The organism is Phycisphaerae bacterium (assembly GCA_018003015.1).
Classification (GTDB): domain Bacteria; phylum Planctomycetota; class Phycisphaerae; order UBA1845; family PWPN01; genus JAGNEZ01.
Genome location: JAGNEZ010000003.1, coordinates 25,240 through 44,110 on the forward strand (window position 1 = coordinate 25,240; position 18,871 = coordinate 44,110).

The 18,871-nt window shown below is 64.4% G+C and carries 16 protein-coding genes and 1 pseudogene; 16 read left to right on the forward strand and 1 reads right to left on the reverse strand.

The annotated features are described in order from the left end of the window. Positions 1-167 precede the first annotated feature (167 nt). Positions 168-3,653, reverse strand: coding sequence for a methionine synthase (gene metH / locus KA354_01955; GenBank protein ID MBP7933388.1), 3,486 nt, complete (start codon positions 3,651-3,653; stop codon positions 168-170). A gap of 198 nt (positions 3,654-3,851) precedes the next feature. Here metH and KA354_01960 point away from each other — a divergent pair, with 198 nt between their 5' ends. From KA354_01960 to KA354_02035, 16 genes and pseudogenes are all read left to right on the forward strand, one after another. Further along, positions 3,852-5,327, forward strand: a complete 1,476-nt coding sequence (locus KA354_01960) for a hypothetical protein (GenBank protein ID MBP7933389.1) — start codon at positions 3,852-3,854, stop codon at positions 5,325-5,327. An 801-nt stretch (positions 5,328-6,128) separates the two neighbouring features. After that, a complete protein-coding gene (locus KA354_01965) occupies positions 6,129-7,010 on the forward strand; it encodes a hypothetical protein (protein MBP7933390.1) in 882 nt (293 codons plus the stop codon). Positions 7,011-7,468: 458 nt separating this feature from the next. Beyond that, complete coding sequence (locus KA354_01970) at positions 7,469-8,035, forward strand: sigma-70 family RNA polymerase sigma factor (GenBank protein MBP7933391.1); 567 nt, start codon at positions 7,469-7,471, stop codon at positions 8,033-8,035. Positions 8,036-8,080: 45 nt separating this feature from the next. Beyond that, the gene (locus KA354_01975) at positions 8,081-8,542 is read left to right on the forward strand and encodes a zf-HC2 domain-containing protein (GenBank protein ID MBP7933392.1); all 462 of its coding nucleotides are present in this window, start codon (positions 8,081-8,083) and stop codon (positions 8,540-8,542) included. Continuing rightward, on the forward strand, positions 8,539-9,129 hold the full coding sequence (locus tag KA354_01980) for a Spy/CpxP family protein refolding chaperone (protein MBP7933393.1): 591 nt from the start codon (positions 8,539-8,541) through the stop codon (positions 9,127-9,129). The genes KA354_01975 and KA354_01980 overlap by 4 nt, the downstream gene beginning before the upstream one ends. A 275-nt stretch (positions 9,130-9,404) precedes the next feature. Further along, positions 9,405-9,494, forward strand: a pseudogene (locus tag KA354_01985) (RNA-binding protein). Between the two features lie 282 nt (positions 9,495-9,776). Further along, positions 9,777-11,519, forward strand: a complete 1,743-nt coding sequence (locus KA354_01990; GenBank protein MBP7933394.1) for a type II/IV secretion system protein — start codon at positions 9,777-9,779, stop codon at positions 11,517-11,519. Further along, positions 11,519-12,739, forward strand: coding sequence for a type II secretion system F family protein (locus tag KA354_01995; GenBank protein ID MBP7933395.1), 1,221 nt, complete (start codon positions 11,519-11,521; stop codon positions 12,737-12,739). Before KA354_01990 ends, KA354_01995 begins: the two co-directional genes overlap by 1 nt. 27 nt (positions 12,740-12,766) lie before the next feature. Next, positions 12,767-13,216: a type II secretion system major pseudopilin GspG gene (gspG, locus tag KA354_02000; GenBank protein ID MBP7933396.1), complete on the forward strand. Its 450-nt coding sequence runs from the start codon at positions 12,767-12,769 to the stop codon at positions 13,214-13,216. 17 nt (positions 13,217-13,233) lie between these two features. Further along, positions 13,234-13,725, forward strand: a complete 492-nt coding sequence (locus KA354_02005) for a prepilin-type N-terminal cleavage/methylation domain-containing protein (GenBank protein MBP7933397.1) — start codon at positions 13,234-13,236, stop codon at positions 13,723-13,725. Continuing rightward, positions 13,722-14,213, forward strand: a complete 492-nt coding sequence (locus tag KA354_02010) for a hypothetical protein (GenBank protein MBP7933398.1) — start codon at positions 13,722-13,724, stop codon at positions 14,211-14,213. The genes KA354_02005 and KA354_02010 overlap by 4 nt, the downstream gene beginning before the upstream one ends. Continuing rightward, on the forward strand, positions 14,210-14,884 hold the full coding sequence (locus KA354_02015) for a prepilin-type N-terminal cleavage/methylation domain-containing protein (GenBank protein MBP7933399.1): 675 nt from the start codon (positions 14,210-14,212) through the stop codon (positions 14,882-14,884). Before KA354_02010 ends, KA354_02015 begins: the two co-directional genes overlap by 4 nt. Continuing rightward, complete coding sequence (locus KA354_02020) at positions 14,881-16,251, forward strand: general secretion pathway protein GspK (protein ID MBP7933400.1); 1,371 nt, start codon at positions 14,881-14,883, stop codon at positions 16,249-16,251. The genes KA354_02015 and KA354_02020 overlap by 4 nt, the downstream gene beginning before the upstream one ends. Beyond that, a complete protein-coding gene (locus tag KA354_02025) occupies positions 16,248-17,690 on the forward strand; it encodes a hypothetical protein (protein ID MBP7933401.1) in 1,443 nt (480 codons plus the stop codon). The genes KA354_02020 and KA354_02025 overlap by 4 nt, the downstream gene beginning before the upstream one ends. Before the next feature lie 5 nt (positions 17,691-17,695). After that, positions 17,696-18,277 (forward strand): hypothetical protein, encoded by a 582-nt coding sequence (locus KA354_02030; GenBank protein ID MBP7933402.1) that lies wholly within the window; start codon positions 17,696-17,698, stop codon positions 18,275-18,277. After that, positions 18,274-18,858: a hypothetical protein gene (locus KA354_02035; GenBank protein MBP7933403.1), complete on the forward strand. Its 585-nt coding sequence runs from the start codon at positions 18,274-18,276 to the stop codon at positions 18,856-18,858. The genes KA354_02030 and KA354_02035 overlap by 4 nt, the downstream gene beginning before the upstream one ends. The last annotated feature ends 13 nt before the right edge of the window (positions 18,859-18,871 follow it).

The window sequence follows — 18,871 nt, forward strand, 5'->3', positions numbered from 1 at the left end:
TCCGAGACAACTCCACCCAATCACCCCTGTTTTTACCCCCCTTGGCGGAAGAAGTCAAGCAGATTATGAACATGCGTCAGCCTGCGCGCCGCAGGGTTTTACAGTCACACAGCATCCCAACCCGGCAGCTCCCCAAGCCCACGCCGACCGAGTGGGCCCGGAACAGATCAGGCCTTGAAGTACCTCGCTTCCGGATGGTGGGCAATAACAGCCGAGGTGGACTGCTCCGGATCCAGCTGAAACTCCTCGCTGAGGGTGATTCCGATATCCTTCGGCCCCAGCAATGGCCAGAGATGGGCCTGGTCTTCGAGGCTGGGGCAGGCGGGATAGCCAAAACTGAAACGGCTGCCCTGGTAGCCCTGCTGGAAGATCCGGCGAACCTCGCGAGCATCCCGCCCGGCGATGCCCAACTCCATGCGAACCTGCTTGTGGATGTACTCGGCCAGGGCCTCGGCGGTCTCGACACTCAGGCCGTGCAGGTGAAGGTAATCGCGGTAACGGTCCTCGGAAAACCACTGCCGAGCGACCTCGCCGGCCCGTCGGCCGGCGGTGACGATCGATAGAGCGACCACGTCGAACTCGCCGCTGGACTTGGGTCGCCAGAAGTCGGAGAGGCACCAGAACGGCGCTCTTTTCTGGCGGGGGAAATCGAAACGGGCAATGAGCCGTTCCCGGTCCTCGGGATCATAGACCCGAAGACCGTTGCCCTCGCTCTGGCAGGGCCAGTAACCGTAGATCGCCTTGGGCTCGAGAATCGCCTCCTGCTCGCACCGGGCCACCAGGTCGCGGTAGATCGGCCGAACCTCGGCGTCAATGTAGCGGTCAAACTCATCCTGCGAGCGGCCCTTTCTGCGGTAGTCCCACTGCACCTGGAAGAGCATGACCTCGTTCAGGTAAGCCAAGACCGCCTTGAGCGGAACCTTCTCGATCACCCGCCGGCCCCAGAACGGCGGCTTCGGAATCGGTACGCTCGCGGAAACCCCACTCCTGGCGGGCACTTCGATCAACGTCTCCAACGCCGAAGTGACCCCGCCAACGGCCACAGCACGAAGGTGCACCGCCTCCACATCGGCTTCGGACATCTCGGCCGTATCCACCAACCGGACACCGGCCATCAGCTCGGGCAGCCTGCCCCCGCAGATCTTGGCCATGAGGTCCATCCCGGCGAACGCATCCCGGGCGTAGAAGAGCGGCCCCTTGTAGAGCGGCCGCAGATCCTGCTCCACGTACTTGCGAGTCAACGCGGCGCCGCCAAGGATGACCGGCGGGGCCACCCCGCGCTCGTTGAGCACCAGCAGGTTGTCTCGCATGACCACGGTGCTCTTGACCAGCAGACCGGACATGCCGATGACGTCGGCCCGCTTCTCCTGCCAGGCGTGCACGATCGCATCAATGGGCTGCTTGATGCCCAGGTTGTACACGGTGTAACCGTTGTTGGTCAGGAGAATGTCCACCAGGTTCTTGCCGATGTCGTGAACGTCACCCTTGACCGTGGCCAGGACAATCGAACCCTTGCCGGTTTCGCCCGTCCGGTCCATGTGCGGCTCGAGATGGGCGACCGCGGCCTTCATCGTTTCCGCCGACTGGAGCACGAAGGGCAACTGCATCTGCCCGGAGCCAAACAGGTCGCCGACGACCTTCATGCCCGGCAGAAGAATCTCGTTGATGATCTCGAGCGGCTGGTGCGTCGCCCGGGCCTCGTCAAGATCGGTTTCCAGCCCCTTGCGGTCACCGTCAATCACTCTCTGCTTCAGCCGCTCCTCGACCGTGGTCGGGCGAGCGACGGCTTCCTGCTCCTCCGCTCGCTCACCGGTCAGGCGGCTGATCAGATCGGCCAGCGGATCGTAGCCAGGAGCGCGCTCGTCAAAAATCAGCTTCCGGGCGATCTCCCGAAACGCCTCGTCGATCTTGAAGAGCGGCTCGATCCCGGCGGCGTGAACGATGGCCGCGTCCAGCCCGGCCTCGCGAGCGTAATGCAGAAACACGCTGTTGAGCACGTGCCGGACCGCAGGCTTGACCCCGAAGCTGATGTTGCTGACCCCCAGGAGAATGTGGCACTCGGGCATCTCCCGCTTGATCCGGCGAATAGCCTCGAGCGTCTCCAGGCCCAGCCGGCGGTCGTCGTCGTTGCCCGTGCAGATGGTGAAAGTCAGCGGATCGAAGAGAATGTCGCTCGGCCTCATGCCGTACTTGCTGACCGCCAGGTCATACAGCCGGCGGGCGATGGCCACCTTCCGCTCGCAGGTCTTGGCCATGCCCTCCTCGTCGATCGTCAAGGCCACCACCGCAGCCCCATACTTGCGGCACAGCGGCAGAACCTGGGCACAGCGATGCTCACCATCCTCGAGGTTGATGCTGTTCACCACGCACTTGCCGCCGGCTAGCTTCAGGGCGGTCTCGATCACCGCCGTCTCCGTCGAGTCGATCATCAGAGGAACCTGGACCTCGGTGGCGAAACGGCTGATCAGCCGGCTCATGTCCGCGTTCTCGTCCCGGCCGACGTAGGCGGCGCACACGTCGATCATGTGGCAGCCGCTCCTGACCTGGTCGCGGGCCATCTGGACCATGCCTTCGATGTCCTCCGCCGCGAGAAGCTCACGGAACTTCTTGGACCCGTTGGCATTGGTCCGCTCGCCCACGATCAGGAAGCTGTTGTCTTGCCGGAAGGCAATCGATTGATACAGGCTGGATGCACCAGGCTCGAAACGCGGCTCACGCTTGACCGGAGGCCGATGACCGATGGCCTTCACGACCGCGGCCAGATGCTCGGGCGTCGTACCGCAGCAACCGCCAACCAGGTTCACCCCATCGGCCTCGACAAACTCCTTAAGCCAGCGGGCCAGCTCCTCCGGGGTCAGCGGATACACCGGCTTGCCGCCGACCACCTGGGGCAGACCGGCGTTGGGCACCACACTCAGCTTCCGCGTGCAGTATTCGCTCAGATAGCGTATGTGCTCGCTCATCTCCTGCGGACCCGTGGCGCAGTTCAGGCCGATGACCTCGATCTGAGGATAAGCCTCGAGCGTGGTCACCGCCGCGGCGATGTCGGTGCCCACCAGCATGGTGCCAGTCGTCTCGATCGTGATCTGGACCATGATCGGCACCCGCCGCCCGCACTCCCCGAATACCTGCTCGGCGGCGGCCAGACCGGCTTTGACCTGAAGGATGTCCTGGCTGGTCTCGAACAACAACGCGTCCACGCCACCCTCCATCAGGCCGCGGATCTGCTCGGCGTAGCTGTCCTGGAGAATGTCAAACGTGGTCTGCCGGAGCGAAACCAGCTTCGTGCCCGGACCCATCGAACCGATCGCGAAACGGGGATGACCGGATGTACCACAACGCCGGCATGCGTCCCGGGCAATCTCGGCTGCCAGACGATTCAGCTCCCGGGTCCGGTCCGCCAGACCAAACTCGGCCAGCACGATCCTGTTACTGCCGAAACTGTTCGTCTCGACGGCGTCGCATCCAACCTCCAGAAAACGGCGGTGAATCTCACCAACAACGTCCGGCCGGGTCTGACAGAGGATCTCGGTACAGTTCTCGTGGTTCCGATAATCGGACAGCGGCAGATCGTACCCATGCACGCTCGTACCCATGGCCCCGTCAAGGAAGACCACACGCTGGCTCAGCAAGTCGAGGAACTCGGATCGCATGCACACTCCAATGGCCGGTCGCCAAAGTCGAGTATAGTAGTGCCTGTAAGCGTATCGGACAATCGGCCCGGCGGGCCCGGCTGTTTCACCTGCCGTCGAACCTCCCCGAGAGGCCTTCCGGGTATAATGGCGACGTCAACGACAGAGTCGCGATGGACCCCTGGCAGGCTGTCCATCCAACGGCGTGGAGTGTGGAACGTGACTCGAACGTGGGTCATCATCATGACCATGGTGCTCGCACCCGGGTGCACACCGGCCCGAGGTGAATGGACCACCCTCCTCTACGGCGACCACGCCTTCGTCGCGAACTCGGAGACACTCTTTGCCCCTGAATCCAGTGGAGTGGTCGCCAGCCGCACGAATCCCTGCGTCTACTGGACTCACAACGACGCCGGGTCGGCACAACCCCTGGTCTGGGCATTCCGCCTCGCTCCCGAAGATAAGGCCGCCCGCATCGCCAAACACCTCGGACGCGTCGAACTGACCAGAGCCAGTAATCACGACTGGGAAGACATCGCCAGCGGACCCGACGGAACCATCTACATCTTCGATGGCGGCGACAACCCACCCTGTGAACGAAGCGAAAAGCAAATCCACCGTTTCACCGAGCCGACCATCGACCCGGCCGGCTCGCCCATCACCATGACCTGTGCCTTCGACTCGCTGCGCTTCGAGTATCCGAGTTCCGCTGCCCCCTCACTCCCCGCCGAAACGGACACCGATCGCTACGACGCCGAATGCCTCATGGTGCATCCCACCACCGGAGATATCTACATCGTCACCAAGCGAACCACGGACAAACGCGACATCGCCCTGGTCTTCAAGCTGCCGGCCGCATCCATCGCCTGGAATAGCTCCAAAAACCATGTCCTCCAGTACCTGGCCGACCTGACACCCAAGGTGTCCAGCATCTTCACCACGATGGTCACGGGCGGCGACATCCATGCCGACGGCGGGCGGCTCATCATCCGTACCTACGCCTTCGCCTACGAGTTTGTCCTGCCGCCCAGCCAACCCTTCGACGCCATCTTCCAGCAAACACCGGAAACCTACAGCCTGCTCAGCGAGCTTCTGCCCGAGACTCTCCAGGGCGAGGCCATCTGCTACGGCTACTGCGACGGAAGCCTCATCACCACAACCGAGGCATCCGGCCAGTCCGTCTTCCGAATCTTCGCCACGAACTGGCTGATGGCTAACCTCCGAGCCGAAGCCATCACCAACACCACCGCTCGAATCTGCTGGGAAACCCCCCAGGCATACCCCTCCTCGGTGGACTATGGCACCACGACCTCCTATGGATCCACACTGACCGATCCAAACCCCCGCACCAACCACGCCCTAACCTTGACCGGACTTGCCACCGACCAGACCTACTACTACCGGGGACGGTCCGATTCACTCACCTACCCAGCCGCCCATCAGGCGAACGCCTACGCGTTCCGCGCTCGCCTCCTCGTCCAAGCCGACTTCGATCACGACGGAGACGTCGATCTGGACGACTTCGCCCACCTCCAGCGATGCCTCGAGGGACCGACCGTCATTCCCCAAGACCCGGACTGCAGCGACGCCAGGATGGACGGAGACGACGACGTGGATGCCGCCGACAGCCTGCTCCTCCGAGCCTGTCTCAGCGGCACAAACATCCCACCCGAACCGAATTGCCTCCACGAATAGTCATAACCTATTGTCAGAAAAGAAAATATAGAACCACGACCGCGGCGGCAGTTCGCCCCTAACGCCGATTGTTAACGGGTGTCAATATTCATGAGACGAGAAATATGCTGCGAGAGCAAACCACCTGGCCCGCCAAGAAAGGGTCCCGACCATGTTGGAACGTATTCCAGCCGTCGTTGTTGTCTGTGCCGTGGCCGTAGCCTGCATCCTCGTCAGCGGGAAAATGTGTCCGTCCCGGCCGGATGTGCCTCTGGTCCCAACCGGACTACCCCTGCCAACACTCGAGCCGCCAAGACCACGGCCGGCATCCACCCCGACACCCGCCCTCGCCGCTCAACCCGCCGGGCATGAAACCGGATCGGCCCTCGTCCCCCGAACAACGACCTCGCAACCAACCGTCTCCCATCCGCATCACCCCACCGTCCCCTCAACAGCGACACCGAGCACCCAGCCGGTATCCCGAATCGGCGCGGCCCTCTACGTACGCGACAGAACCGGACGTCCCACCGCCGACCCGATCTGACCGCCTTCGCATGCAGCGGCTCACCCGACGAGACCCGGCCCTCCTGCTTCCTCCACCAGCCCCCTCGCGCCGCCCTTCCCGCCGGTTGAGCCCGCACAGGACGGCCGAGCCCGTCAACAGCAGTCGCGCCGGCGGTTCGCCGCAACGGAAGGCCATTGACGCCGCTTGCATCATCCATCGGCCGTCGTACCATGACTCCTGCCGTGCGGAGCCTTCTCGGTGCGAAGTGTGCGCCGGGTGGCCGATCCCATCCGTGACGGCAGGGGATACCCATGGCCATGGACCGCTCACAATCGCGTCGCGCGTTCCTCCGCGGATCACTGGGCGCATGCGCCGCCTCGCTGCTCGATCGTGAACTCCTGGCCACCGACAGCAGGCCGAATGCCGCGAAGGAACTCGGCTTCCCGCTGGTCGATTTCCACGTTCATCTGGACAACAGCACCATCGGCCAGGTGCTCCCGCTCGCGCGCGAGCGGAAGGTGAAGTTCGGCATCGTCGAGCATGCCGGCACCAGGGAAAACGTCTATCCCGTGGTACTGAGCAACGACGACGAGTTGCGGGCGTACGTGAACAGGCTCGAGGGCAAGGACCTCTACAAAGGGGTTCAGACCGAATGGACCGACTGGATTCAGTGCTTCTCCCGCAAAACGCTGGCACTGCTCGACTACGTGCTCACCGACGCCATGACCTTCCCCGGCAAGGACGGTAAACGAGTCAAGCTGTGGGAGAAGCAAGCCGAGGAGCGCGTGGACATGGGCAACCACCAGGTCTTCATGGACCGCCTTGTCGATTGGAACGTCCAGATCATCAACCGGCAGCCGATCGACATCCTGGCCAATGTGTCCTGGCTGCCCGCACCCCTGGCCAACGACTATGACAGGCTTTGGACCGACGCCCGTGTCACCAAGGTCATCGACGCCGCGGTGAAGCACCGGGTCGCAATCGAGATCAGTTCGAGCTTTAGACTGCCCAGACTCCGATTCCTCAGGATCGCCAAGGAAGCCGGTGCGAAATTCACCTTCGGCTCCAATGGACGCTACCCCCAGATGGGCCTCCTGGAATACAGCATCGCAACCGCCAAGGAACTGGGCCTCAAACCCCCCGACATGTTCACGCCGGCTCCCGACGGACAGAAAGCCGTCCAGCGACGTGGTGACTGACCGGACCGCCTCCAGCGTTAGCCCGCCGACTACCGCGAGCCTCCTCCAGATGACGCATGAGCTGCTCGGGCGCCGACGAACGCTTGCCCGCAAGGAACGCCTTTCACCCTGCATCCCAGCAGTCATCGGTGCGACCACGGGTATCTGCCCGCGCCAGCGGCTCGAGACGTGTGACCGCCATGCATTTGTCAGTATTCGTCAACAGCTCCGCTCCGGCAGGTCCCAGAGTGTCACCCAGCGTGAATTGCCCTCTTCAACAGGGGAGAGCGACCCGCGACCGTGCCCAGCGAAGACGGGAATCCCCCCTCGCCGACGAATAAACCGCCCGGGCGGGCGTTACACCCTCGTTGGTGCGAAGCGCGCCGGATTGCCGAAGAGAATCACGGAAGAAAATGGCCCTCTCCCGCAACAGTACTCTGGATATGACGGCACCATGCGTTTCGGACGACCTTCGGAAGGTGCCGAATGATCAGGAGTTGCTGCGCAGCGCCGGCCAGGGCGACCAAGCGGCGTTCCGCGAGCTTCTCAGCCGTCATGCACGCTATCTGTACGGTATCGCCCATGGTCTCACGCGAAATCCGGCCGATGCCGAAGACCTGGTGCAGGAAACATGGATCGGAGCCCTCCGGTCAACTTTTCGAGGCGAAGCGTCCGTACGTACCTGGCTGGTTCGCATCCTGGTGCGGCAAGCCGCGGCCATGCGGCGATCCAGGGAGCGATCCAAATGGCGACTGATCTTGCCGTGGTTCTCAGCCCGGCAACGCGACACCGAAACCGACGGGGAGAGTTCGATGGAACCGGCGGCATCGCCCACCACCTCCAGCAGCGAGGCGCGAATGGACCTGTCGCACATGCTGGAAACACTGTCGCCAGAGCACCGGGAAGTCATCGTGCTCCGCGAACTCGAGGGGATGAGCTACGAGCAAATCGCGGCCGAGCTTCGCGTGCCACGCGGCACGGTGGAATCGCGGCTGCATCGAGCCCGGGAACAACTGAGAGCACGATTCAAGGGCTATGGGTCGTAAGGGGAAGACGCGGCGGGTGCTTTGACCTATGAACAGGAGCAACCCATGAGCTGCCACAAGGCCGTCCACATCCATGCCTACCACGACGGCGAAGCGTCGTCAGACGAGAAGCTGGCCGTGGAAGCCCATCTGCACGAGTGCTCGGAATGCCGCAACCTCCTCGCGGATCTGCAAGGACTATCCCGTATGCTCCGCGCGTGCTTCCTGGAGGAACCCCCCCCCGGCCTGGTCAACAGATTGGAGTTGGCCTCGCGCTCCGCTCAGGATCGTGACGTCAGACGACTGGCGGGCTGGATGACGGCGGCGGCCGCCGCGGTCCTGGCGATCACCCTCGCCGGCTACCCGAATAGGCAAGTGGAAGCCGCCAGCCGAACCGGAACGTGGGAGTTGGCCGCGGTCATGCCCCCCATCCAGCCAAGCGACGACGCCGCAACGGAGACAGTCGAGGTCGCCCGCTGGATGGTGGCCGACCTCTCTGCTCCCGCCTCGGGGGAGGAACCGCGATGACCCGACTCACCGTTGTCATCGGTTTTCTGGTGGCGTTCATCGCCGGCCTGATGGTCGGCATGGAGCGGCGGCCCGCACCTTCCACTGCCTGGCCGGCATCGACCCAACCTTCGCGGCCGCCTCGGGGTTGGTGGGCGGCCGAACTTAACCTGACCTCCACCCAGCAGGAACAGATGCGCCAAATCTGGCTGGAGGCCGCCCGGTTCGGCGGCCGGGAGCAGGAGGAACGGCGAAGACAGTATCGCCAGGCCCGCGATAACGCCATTGTCGCCCTGATCCGCCCCGAAGACGCCGCTAAGCACGAGCAGATCCTCAAGGACTACGCCGAGCAGACCGCAGCCCTGGATCGTGAGTGGCGAAACTCCTACGACCAGGCGGTCGAGCGAACCAAGAGCATTCTCACGCCCGAACAGCGCGAGCAATACGAGATGTTTCTCAAGCGCCATCCACCCGGTCCAACCGGCCGGGGCGAGTGGGACCGGGGTCCCCGTGGCGATCGAGACAAGGGGGGACGAGGACGGGAACACGGCCGACCACAGGACGATGACCGCGCGACGTCACGACCTGAATCGGGCCGTTCGGAGTAACAACAAACACAACGTCGCGCTGAGCTCACGAAAGGAGCTTGTTCATGGTACGTCGTATTTCACTATTGGCCGTCGGAGTGGCCGCCCTGGCGATGCTCTCGTTCGCCATGGCCCAGGATCAGGGCGGGCGGCGGGAAGACCGCGGAGGACAGGATCGGGGGGGGCGCAATTTCGATCCCGCCCAGTTCCGGGAACGCATGATGAACAGTATGAAGGAACGAATGGGCTCCACCGATGACGAGTGGAAGGTCCTGGCCCCCAAGATTGAAAAGGTCATGGCCGCCCAGCGCGAGACCCGCAGCGGCTTCGGCGGCTTCGGCGGTCCTGATCGCGGCGGCCGCGGCGGCGATCGCGGCGGGGCCGGCGCCTCGGATCAACAGCTCAGCAAGGTCGCCCAGACCCAGCGCGACCTGCGCACGCTGCTGGAGAACAAGGATGCCTCCGCGGACGAGATCAGCAAGAAGCTGACCGCGTACCGGGAAGCACGCGACAAAGCCCGAGCCGAGCTCCAGGCCGCACAGAAGGCCCTCAAGGATGTCGTCACCCAGCGGCAGGAAGCCATGCTGGTCATGTCGGGAATGCTCGAGTAACCTCAGCGGCCTTGTCGCGTTCTCTCCGGACCGACGGCTGACAAAGGAGAATGATCGGTGTCCAAGCTCGTCGCCAGCATGCAGGAAAAGGGGCTTCTCAACCCGGTGACCGCCGGGCGCGTTCAAGCCCTGGTCGCCGAGGGGACGCCGATCGAGGAAGCGGTTCTCGCCGCGGACGGCGTCAGCGAGGAGGCCTTGCTCCACTTCCTCGCTGACGCCTTCGATATCCCCTATATCGATTCCGAACAGCTCGAGCGCCGGCCACCCCCCAAGGAATTCCTCGCGGGCTTCCCCGCCAGACTCCTCCTCGGACACCGCATCCTGCCGATCGAGCAGCGCGATGGGGTCACCCTCGTCGCAACCAGCCGCCTCAGCGACACCACCGCCCTCGACGAACTCCGCCTGGCCTGCGGGCACGATCTGGCCCTGGCTCTGGCACCCTCCGCCGAGATCGACCGCTGCCTGAAAAAGACCCTCGGCGTCGGGGCCGATACCCTCCAGAGCCTCACCGCCGATGCGGACAGCGTCCTTCAGGTCATCGATACCGAGGAAGACGAGGACCTGGATCTCGCCAACGCCGCCCTCGATTCCTCAATCATCAAGTTCGTCAACCAGATCCTCACCGAGGCCGTTGATGCCCGGGCTACCGACGTCCACATCGAGCCCTTCGAGGAACAACTTCGCATCCGCTACCGGATCGACGGCGTGCTCCAGGAATCCAACGTGCCCGAGTCCGTCCGCCGGTTCCACGCCGCCATCGTGTCGCGCATCAAGATCCTCAGCCACCTCGACATCGCCGAGAAACGCCTGCCCCAGGACGGCCGGATCAAGCTCAAAATCTCCGGACGCGAAATCGATGTGCGCGTGTCGATCATCCCCATGATCCACGGCGAGGCAGTCGTACTCCGTATCTTGGACCGGGGCGACGCCATGCTGGGAACCGAACACCTGGGCATGGCCCTGCCCGACCGGAATCGTTTCGATCAGATCCTGGAGATGCCCCACGGCATCGTCCTGGTCACCGGCCCGACCGGATCGGGTAAGACCACCACCCTGTACGCCGCACTCTCCAAGATCAACGACATCGAACGTAAAATCATCACCGTCGAAGACCCCGTCGAGTATCAGCTCCGGGGCGTGAACCAGATCCAGGTGTCCATCAAGACCGGCCTGACCTTCGCCGCGGGCCTGCGAGCCATCCTGCGACACGACCCGGACGTCGTGCTCGTGGGCGAAATCCGCGACCTCGAAACCGCCGAGATCGCCGTACAGGCCTCACTGACCGGCCACCTGGTCTTCTCCACCCTGCACACCAACGACGCCCCGGGCGCCGCCACCCGTCTGGTCGACATGGGCCTCGAACCCTATCTGGTCGCTTCCTCGCTCGAGGTCGTGGTCGCTCAGCGCCTCGTCCGCGTGATCTGCCAGCAGTGCAAGCAGACCGTATCACCCGAGGAGACCGCCCAGGCCCGAATGCAATTCGGCACCCTGATCTCCGGCACACTCTACAAGGGCGCCGGATGCCGCCGCTGCCAGGGAACAGGCTTCCGCGGCCGCCAGGGCATCTTCGAGATGATGGCCATCAGTGACGACATCCGCTCACTCATCCTGCAACGCGCTCCTTCGCACGAACTCCGCAAAGTCGCCACGCACCAGGGCATGCGCAGCCTCCGCGACGACGGCTGGCGCATCGTCGCCGAAGGCCGCACCACCATCGATGAAGTCCTCCGCAACACCAAGGACGAAGAGGCAACCATGATGGGCTTCACCACCGGCGCCGAAAGCGGGAGGCATGGCTAATGGCCGTCTTCGCCTACACCGCGCTGGACCGGAAGGGCCAGCGACTGTCGGGGAACCTCCCGGCCGACAGCCGGGCCGCCGCCCTCGACCAGCTCTTGGGCAAGGGCCTCTCTCCTGTCAGCATCGATGAACAGCGGTCCGAGGCGGCCGCCGCCCGCGCCGAGACTCGCTCCACCTCCACCCGCGTGCCCCAGTCGGCGGTCGAGTCCTTCACCCGCGAACTGGCCAACCTGCTCGCCGGCGGACTGCCACTCTCGCGAGCCCTGCACCTGGTACGCCGCGAGGCCGCACACCCCGCCGCCAAGAACGTGTGGTCGCGAATCCACGACGACGTGGTCAGCGGAGCTTCCTTGGCCGACGCCCTGACCCGATGGCCGGCCGCCTTCTCCTCCGTGTACATCGCCATGATCCGGGCCGGAGAGGCGGGCGGCTTCCTCCATGTCGTCCTCCAGCAGATCGCCGATTTCCGCACCCACGAGCAGGAACTCAAGGGCAAGGTCAAGGCCGCCATGGTCTATCCCTGCGTGCTCGGCACCCTGGCCACCGGCGTACTCATCTTCCTGATGACATACTTCATCCCCACCTTCTCGGGCATCTTCGGCGAGTTCGGCGGCAAGCTGCCTATGCTCACCCAGATCATCGTCGGAGCCAGCAGTTGGATCATGAAATACGGCCTCGTCGTGGCCGTCGGCGTGGTTCTGTTCGTCGTGGCGATGAAACGCCTGGCCGCCAGTGAGGCGGGCCAGCGCTTCCTGGAACGCGTCAAGCTGGGAACACCACTCGTCGGCAAGGTCGCCGCCCGGTTTGCACTGGTGCGGTTCTGCCGCATGCTGGGTACACTGGCCGGCGCGGGCGTCCCCCTCGTCGCCTCACTGCGGGTCGCCAAGGAGGCCCTGGGCAACCGGACACTGTCCGACGCCATCGCCCAGGCGACCGAGGAAGTGCAGCGCGGGGCACCTCTGAGCCGCAGCCTGGCCAACACCCCCCAACTGTTCCCGCCCTCGGTCATCGAGATGATCGCGGTCGCCGAGGAAACCGGGCGGATGGACAAGGAACTGGTCCGCATCTCGATCGCCTATGAAACCGACCTGGACCGCAACCTGCGCATGCTGGTGGCCCTGGCCGAACCGGCTCTGCTGTTCATCATGGCTTCGCTGATCGGCACGGTGGTGGTCGGCATGCTGCTGCCGATCTTCAGCCTGCAGGATTTGATCCATTGAGACAAAGGGATTCTGAGGGTACTGCACATGAGAACAACGTATCACCTGAACGGACCAAGGCATTCGGCCGGCCGGCACGCGGCCAGGGCATTCACCCTGGTCGAACTGCTGCTTGTGCTGGTGATCCTCGCGGTCCTGGCCATGGTCGTCGTCCCGAAGTTCACCGGCCGATCCGAACAGGCCCGCGTCACCGCCGCCAGAACCGACATCGCCAACCTGGAAACGGCGCTCGACGCCTTCGAGGTGGACTGCGGCCGGTTCCCCACCTCGGAGGAAGGGCTCCGCGTGCTGCTCGAGCCTCCCGCGGGCGTTCAGAACTGGCGCGGCCCGTACATCAAACGCCAAATGCCCACCGACCCGTGGGGCAATCCCTATGTGTACCGGTACCCCGGCGCCCACAACCAGGGCAGCTACGACCTCTGCTCGGCCGGACCCGACGGGCGCGAGGGCGGCGATAACGATATCTCCAACTGGTAGCAGCACGGGAATCGATCATGACGCGTCGCAGACCCCCTCGTGGCTTCACCCTTCTCGAACTGGTCCTGGTGATGATGATCGTATGCATCACCCTGGCCATGGCCGCTCCATCCCTGCGCGGCTGGAGCAAAGGGTCGCGACTCCACGACGAGGTCGACGCGTTCGTCGCCGTCACCCGCCTGGCCCGGACCCAGGCGGTCACCACCAGCAAGCCCCACCGCCTGTTCATCGATCCGGCAACCGCCACCTACCAGCTCAGGGTCCAGGAAGGCGAGGAGTTCATCCCCCTCGAGTCCGGCTTCGGTCGCCCGTTCGAACTGCCTCAGGGCTATCGCATCGAGCTGCGCACCACCCCTGAATCCGCCGAGAGCTTCATCCCCTTCTACCCGACGGGACGCACCCAGCCGGCCCAGGTGCGGATCACCTCCGAACTCGGCGAAATGGTGGACATCCAATGCGCCTCCCCGGCGGAAAGCTTCGAGATCCTTCTGGGAGGGGCAGTGCCATGAGAGCCGTCCGCCATAACCACACCCGGCGCGGCAGACTCCCGGCAACGAATCGCTGGGCCTTCACCCTCGCCGAGGTCCTGGCCACCCTCATGCTGGTGGGCATTGTCCTCCCCGTGGTCATGCGCGGAATCTCGGTCGCCCTGGCGGCCGCATCGCATGCCCGCTATCTCGCCCAGGCGACGTCCCTCGGCGAAGCCAAGCTGACCGAGTTGGTGACCACCGGTGACTGGCTCCTGGCTCAGACCAGCGGCGATTTCGGCCTGGAGTGGCCACAGTACCGCTGGTCCTGCCAGAACTTCACCCGCGACTTCAGCATGGACGAGCTCGTCCTCCGCGTGACCTGGACCGAGCGAGGCCAGGAACGAACCCTCGATCTGGCCACCTTGACCTTCGACACCGGCAGCCTGGCCGGCATAACCGATGAAACCGGCACGAGTGGCTCAACGGGTACCAGCGGCACCGGCGGTTCCGGCGGAGCACGACCATGATGCGGCGGCAAGAACCATCCCAAGGCTTCACCCTGCTGGAGGTCACCGTGGCCCTGGCCATGATGGCCATGATGGCCCTCTCCATGTACGCCAGCATGGGCGTCTGCATGAAAGCCCGCCGCAGCGCCATGGCCGCAGTCCAGCCGGTGCGGGCAGCCACCATCGCCATGGAACTCATCTGCCGGGACCTCGAGTCCATCCTGCCACCCACCGGTATCCTCTCCGGCCCGTTCCTCGGCGTGCGGCAGATGGGCGCCACCGGCGACGCCGATTACCTTGATTTCTACTCCCTCGGCTCCGACGACGACGAACTCATGCCCGAGGGAATCCACCACATCGAGCTCGGCTTGCGCACCGACGTCACCCCCCAAGTCCTGGTCCGCCACGTAACCCGCAATCTCCTCGCTCGGACCGCGGTCGACCCCGAGGAGGAGATCCTCTGCCGCGAGGTCCGCTCCCTCTCGCTTCGCTACTTCGACGGGGCGAATTGGCTCGAAGAATGGGATTCGACCGCCATCGGCGACGTCCTGCCAGCCGCGATCATGGTCCAGATCGAGCTCGAGGACGGAGTCACCCCTTCAACCGAAATCACCCCCAACCGTGCCATGCGGATCATACCCCTGGCCTGCGCCAAGCCGGCCGAGGCCACCACCGGAGGGTCACTGCAATGACGACTCTCCCTGCCCAGCACCGATGGCCACCTACCCAGCGCCGGGGCAGCGTCCTCATCGTGGCCATCGTCCTGGTCTTCACCCTGGCCAGCGTGACCCTGGCCCTGTGCCGCTCCATGCGCGTCGAAATCATCGCCTCCGCCAACCACGCGGCTATCCTCCAGGCATCCGCGATCGAACACGGAGCCGAACAGTATCTCCTGGCAGTCCTTACCGAGGAGAGCAGCGACTTGTCCGGCCTGACCGAGGACTACTTCGCGGCCGTCCCCGTCGGCGACGGGTACTTCTGGATTCTCCGTCCCGACTACGGCGACAGCTTCATGCCCGTCTTCGGCATGATCGATGAATCCGCCAAGCTCAACCTCAATACCGCAACCTATGACCAGCTCATGATGCTGCCGTGCATGACCGACGACGTCGCCACGGCCATCATCGATTGGCGCGACGAGGACAGCGACCTCACCCAGGGCGGAGCCGAAAACGAATACTACCTGTCCCTGGCCGACCCCTACTACTGTAAGAACGCTCCCTTTGAGAGTGTCGAGGAACTCTTGCTGGTTCGCGGCACCTTGTGGGAACTGCTCTACGGCGAAGGCCAGCCCCTGCCCATGGGCTCGGCATCCCTCTTCTCCATGTCCGGCTCGTCCATGCTCGACGATGTCTGGCTGCGCCGCGGCATCTACGATCTGCTGACTATCTACAGCAACGAGCCCAGCACGTCATCAAGCGGCGGCCAGAAGATCAGCCTCACCGACCCCAATCAGCGAAGCCAGCTCCGCGATCTGCTCCGCACCCAGCTGGGCTCCTCGCGCGGCGACCAGGCGGCCAACGCCCTCGGGAGCGGCCCACTCCGGGACATCTTCGACCTCTACTTCCAGGCCCAGCTGACCGCCGACGAACTGGCCCTCATCACCGATAGCGTGACTTCGGGCGGCTCCGCCCGCGGCCGGATCAACGTCAATACCGCCCCTCGAGAGATCCTCCTGACCCTCGACGGCCTCGACACCTCCGACGTCGACAAGCTGGTATCCCAGCGCCGCAGCCTGACCACCACCCAGTCCACGTCCATTGCCTGGGTCGCCGACGCCCTCGGACAGAAGGCCGTCGGCCTGGGCAACCGCATCACCGGACGAGGCTACCAGTATGCCGCTTACGTCCTCGCAGTGAGCGGCAACGGGCGGGCGTTCAAACAGGTCCGCGTCGTGATCGATGCGAGCGGCACGACACCCCAGATCGTCTATCGCCGCGATATCACCGATCGCGGCTGGTTGATGGAACCGGAAATCCTCGCTTCACTTCGTGCCGGCGAAGGCCTGGGTATGTGGTCCGGCGTCTCCGGTTCGGCCCTCGGAGGCTCTCTACGATGAAACTGCACAGCTCGGGCTTCCTCGGTCTAGCTCTCGGCGATCGGTCGATCCTCTGCGCCGAAGTGTCGGCCAGTGGCGATCGCCGAACCGTCCGTCGAACCGCCACGTTCACCCCGCCGCTCGACGCATCCTTCGACAAGGCCGACGCCATGGGACGGCTGCTGGCCGCCTTTCTCAGGCAGCAACGCTTCCGCGCCTCCCGGGCCGTCGTCGGCGTGCCCGCCCGCTGGCTGATCGCCACCGAGCGGCAGATCCCCCCCACCGGCGGAGAGCAGCTCGCCGCCTTGCTCAGGCTTCAGGCCGAGCGGCTCTCCGTCTCCGAGAGCGGGGAGATGGTCTTCGACTACACCGGGCGCGTCGATGCCTCCCAGGGTGGCAAGGTGATGCTCGTCGGTATCCTCCGCGAGCAGCTCCAGCGAATCGATCTGCTCATGGACGCCGCCGGCGTCTCCGTGGTCGCAGTCACGCCAACCTCCCTGGCCCTGGCATCCGCCATGCAACACGAGCGGGACCGGCCCTTGCTCGTCCTCGGTCGCCAGCACGCCGAGCTGGTGCTGCAACACAACGAAACCCCCCGCCTGCTCCGCCATTTTGCCCTGACCACGGTGAACGGCGACAGCACGCCCGCCCTGGCCCCGCTGAGCTCAGAATTGCGACGCTCGATGGCCCTGGCCCCCACAGGTGACGGCGGACGAACCGACGAGATGCTCCTGTGCGACGGGATCGGCTTGTCCCAGAGCCAGATCTCCGAACTCTCGAACCGACTCGACATGCCCGTCCGGGCCGACGAAGGACTGCGCCTCCTCGGCGTGCAGGCCGAGAGGGACACCGCCATGAGCGGCGAAACCGGCGGCCCCGGCCTGTTCGCCCCCGCTCTCGCCCTGGCCCTGACCGGCGTCCAGCGGCGAACACTGCCCCTGGACCTCAAACACTCCCGGCTCGCGCCGCCACGACGCCGATCCTTCAACCGTCGCTTCGTGTGGGCCATCGTTCTGGCCGCCGTCGGTGTCACCGCGATTGCCTCGCTCTACTGGAATGTCCACCGGCGCCAGGATGAACTCAAGCATCTGCGAAGCCAGCTCGATACCATGGCTCCCGACATCAAGTCCGCCGAACAGATGCTCGCCCATGTCAGCTATGCCAACGGCTACTTCGGGGCCCGGCCCCCGATCCTCGATTGTCTACGCGAAATCACCCTCGCCTTCCGCGACGACCAGCCCATCTGGGTCACCAACTTCACCCTGCGCGAAAACGGCAAGGGCCAACTGACCGGCAAGGCGACCGACCAGAAGACAATCCTCATGCTCTGCGATCGGCTGCAGAAAACACCCCGGTTCATGGATGTCCGCACGCTTCAGATGACCGAGGTCAATGTGGCCGGCGGAAGATCAAAAGAGCAGTCGTTCACCATCGCATTCACCTTCGTGGGGATGGAATAGATCCTATGGTACTTTCCAAACGAGAACGCTACATCGCCATCGCCACCGTGGCCGCGGTGGGAATCCTCGGCCTCGACCGGTTCGTCCTGAATCCGCTGGTGTCGAAGAACAACGAACTCAACGTCCAGATCGACAGCTGCGAACAGCAACTCGAGAAGGCCCGGCGACTGTTCAAGAACAGCCGCCGCAAATCGCAGGACTGGGCCCAGATGCAGAGCAACGGCCTCCGCCGCAAGGACGCTGCCGAGGCCGAAGGCCTGGTGCTGAACCGCATCCGAGATTGGGCCCAGGACGCCGGCATGAGCCTGTCCTCCGTCAAACCAGAGCGAACGGAAAAGCCTATGGCGTTCGGGAAGATCACCTTCCGTGCAACCGGAACCGGCGGCATGGCCCAGATCAGCCGATTCCTCGGACGACTCAAGGACGCCGATGTGCCTGTCCGCATCGGCGAGCTGCAGATCACCGCCCGCAAGGAAGGAACCGACGATCTCTCACTGCAGCTCGGCATCAGCACCATCTACCTGACCCCGGATACCGAGAAAGAACGACCGACCCCCGTCCCCAGCTCCCAGGAGGTGCACCCATGACGCTTCCGCTGAAAACCGTCCTGCTTGCCGCCCTTCTGCTGCCGGTGGTCGCGGCGGCCCAGCGGCCTCCCGATTCCCAGCCCGCGCGGCGAGAGAGCTTCTCCGAGCGGTACGGCGTCATCAGCGAACGAAACATCTTCCTTCGCGACCGGTCGCGGCGAGCCTTCGGGCGCGGCGAGCCGAACTCCCGCCCCCCTTCGTTCCCCCCCCCACGACAGGCCGAGCAGATGTTCGTCCTCACTGGCGTCGTCCTCGAGGAAGAAGAGTTCCGCGCCTACTTCGAGAACACCGACAGCGGCTCGATCCTCAAGCTCCGGGTCGGCGATCCCATCGCTCGAGGCATGATCTCCCAGATCGAAATCGACGCCATCGAATACGAACACGCGGGGCAATTGACGTGGATCGACGTCGGCCGCAACCTGATCGGAGTACAGGTCAGCCCCACAACCGTAGGCGGCTCGCTCACCGAATCAAGCAGTGCGAGCCAGCCATCCGCCCCGCTGCCGAACCCGAACGACCCGAATCTCAGCATCGAGGAGAAGATGAAGCTCCGCCGGATGCAGGAGCTGAACAAGAAGTAACCAGGAATCACCC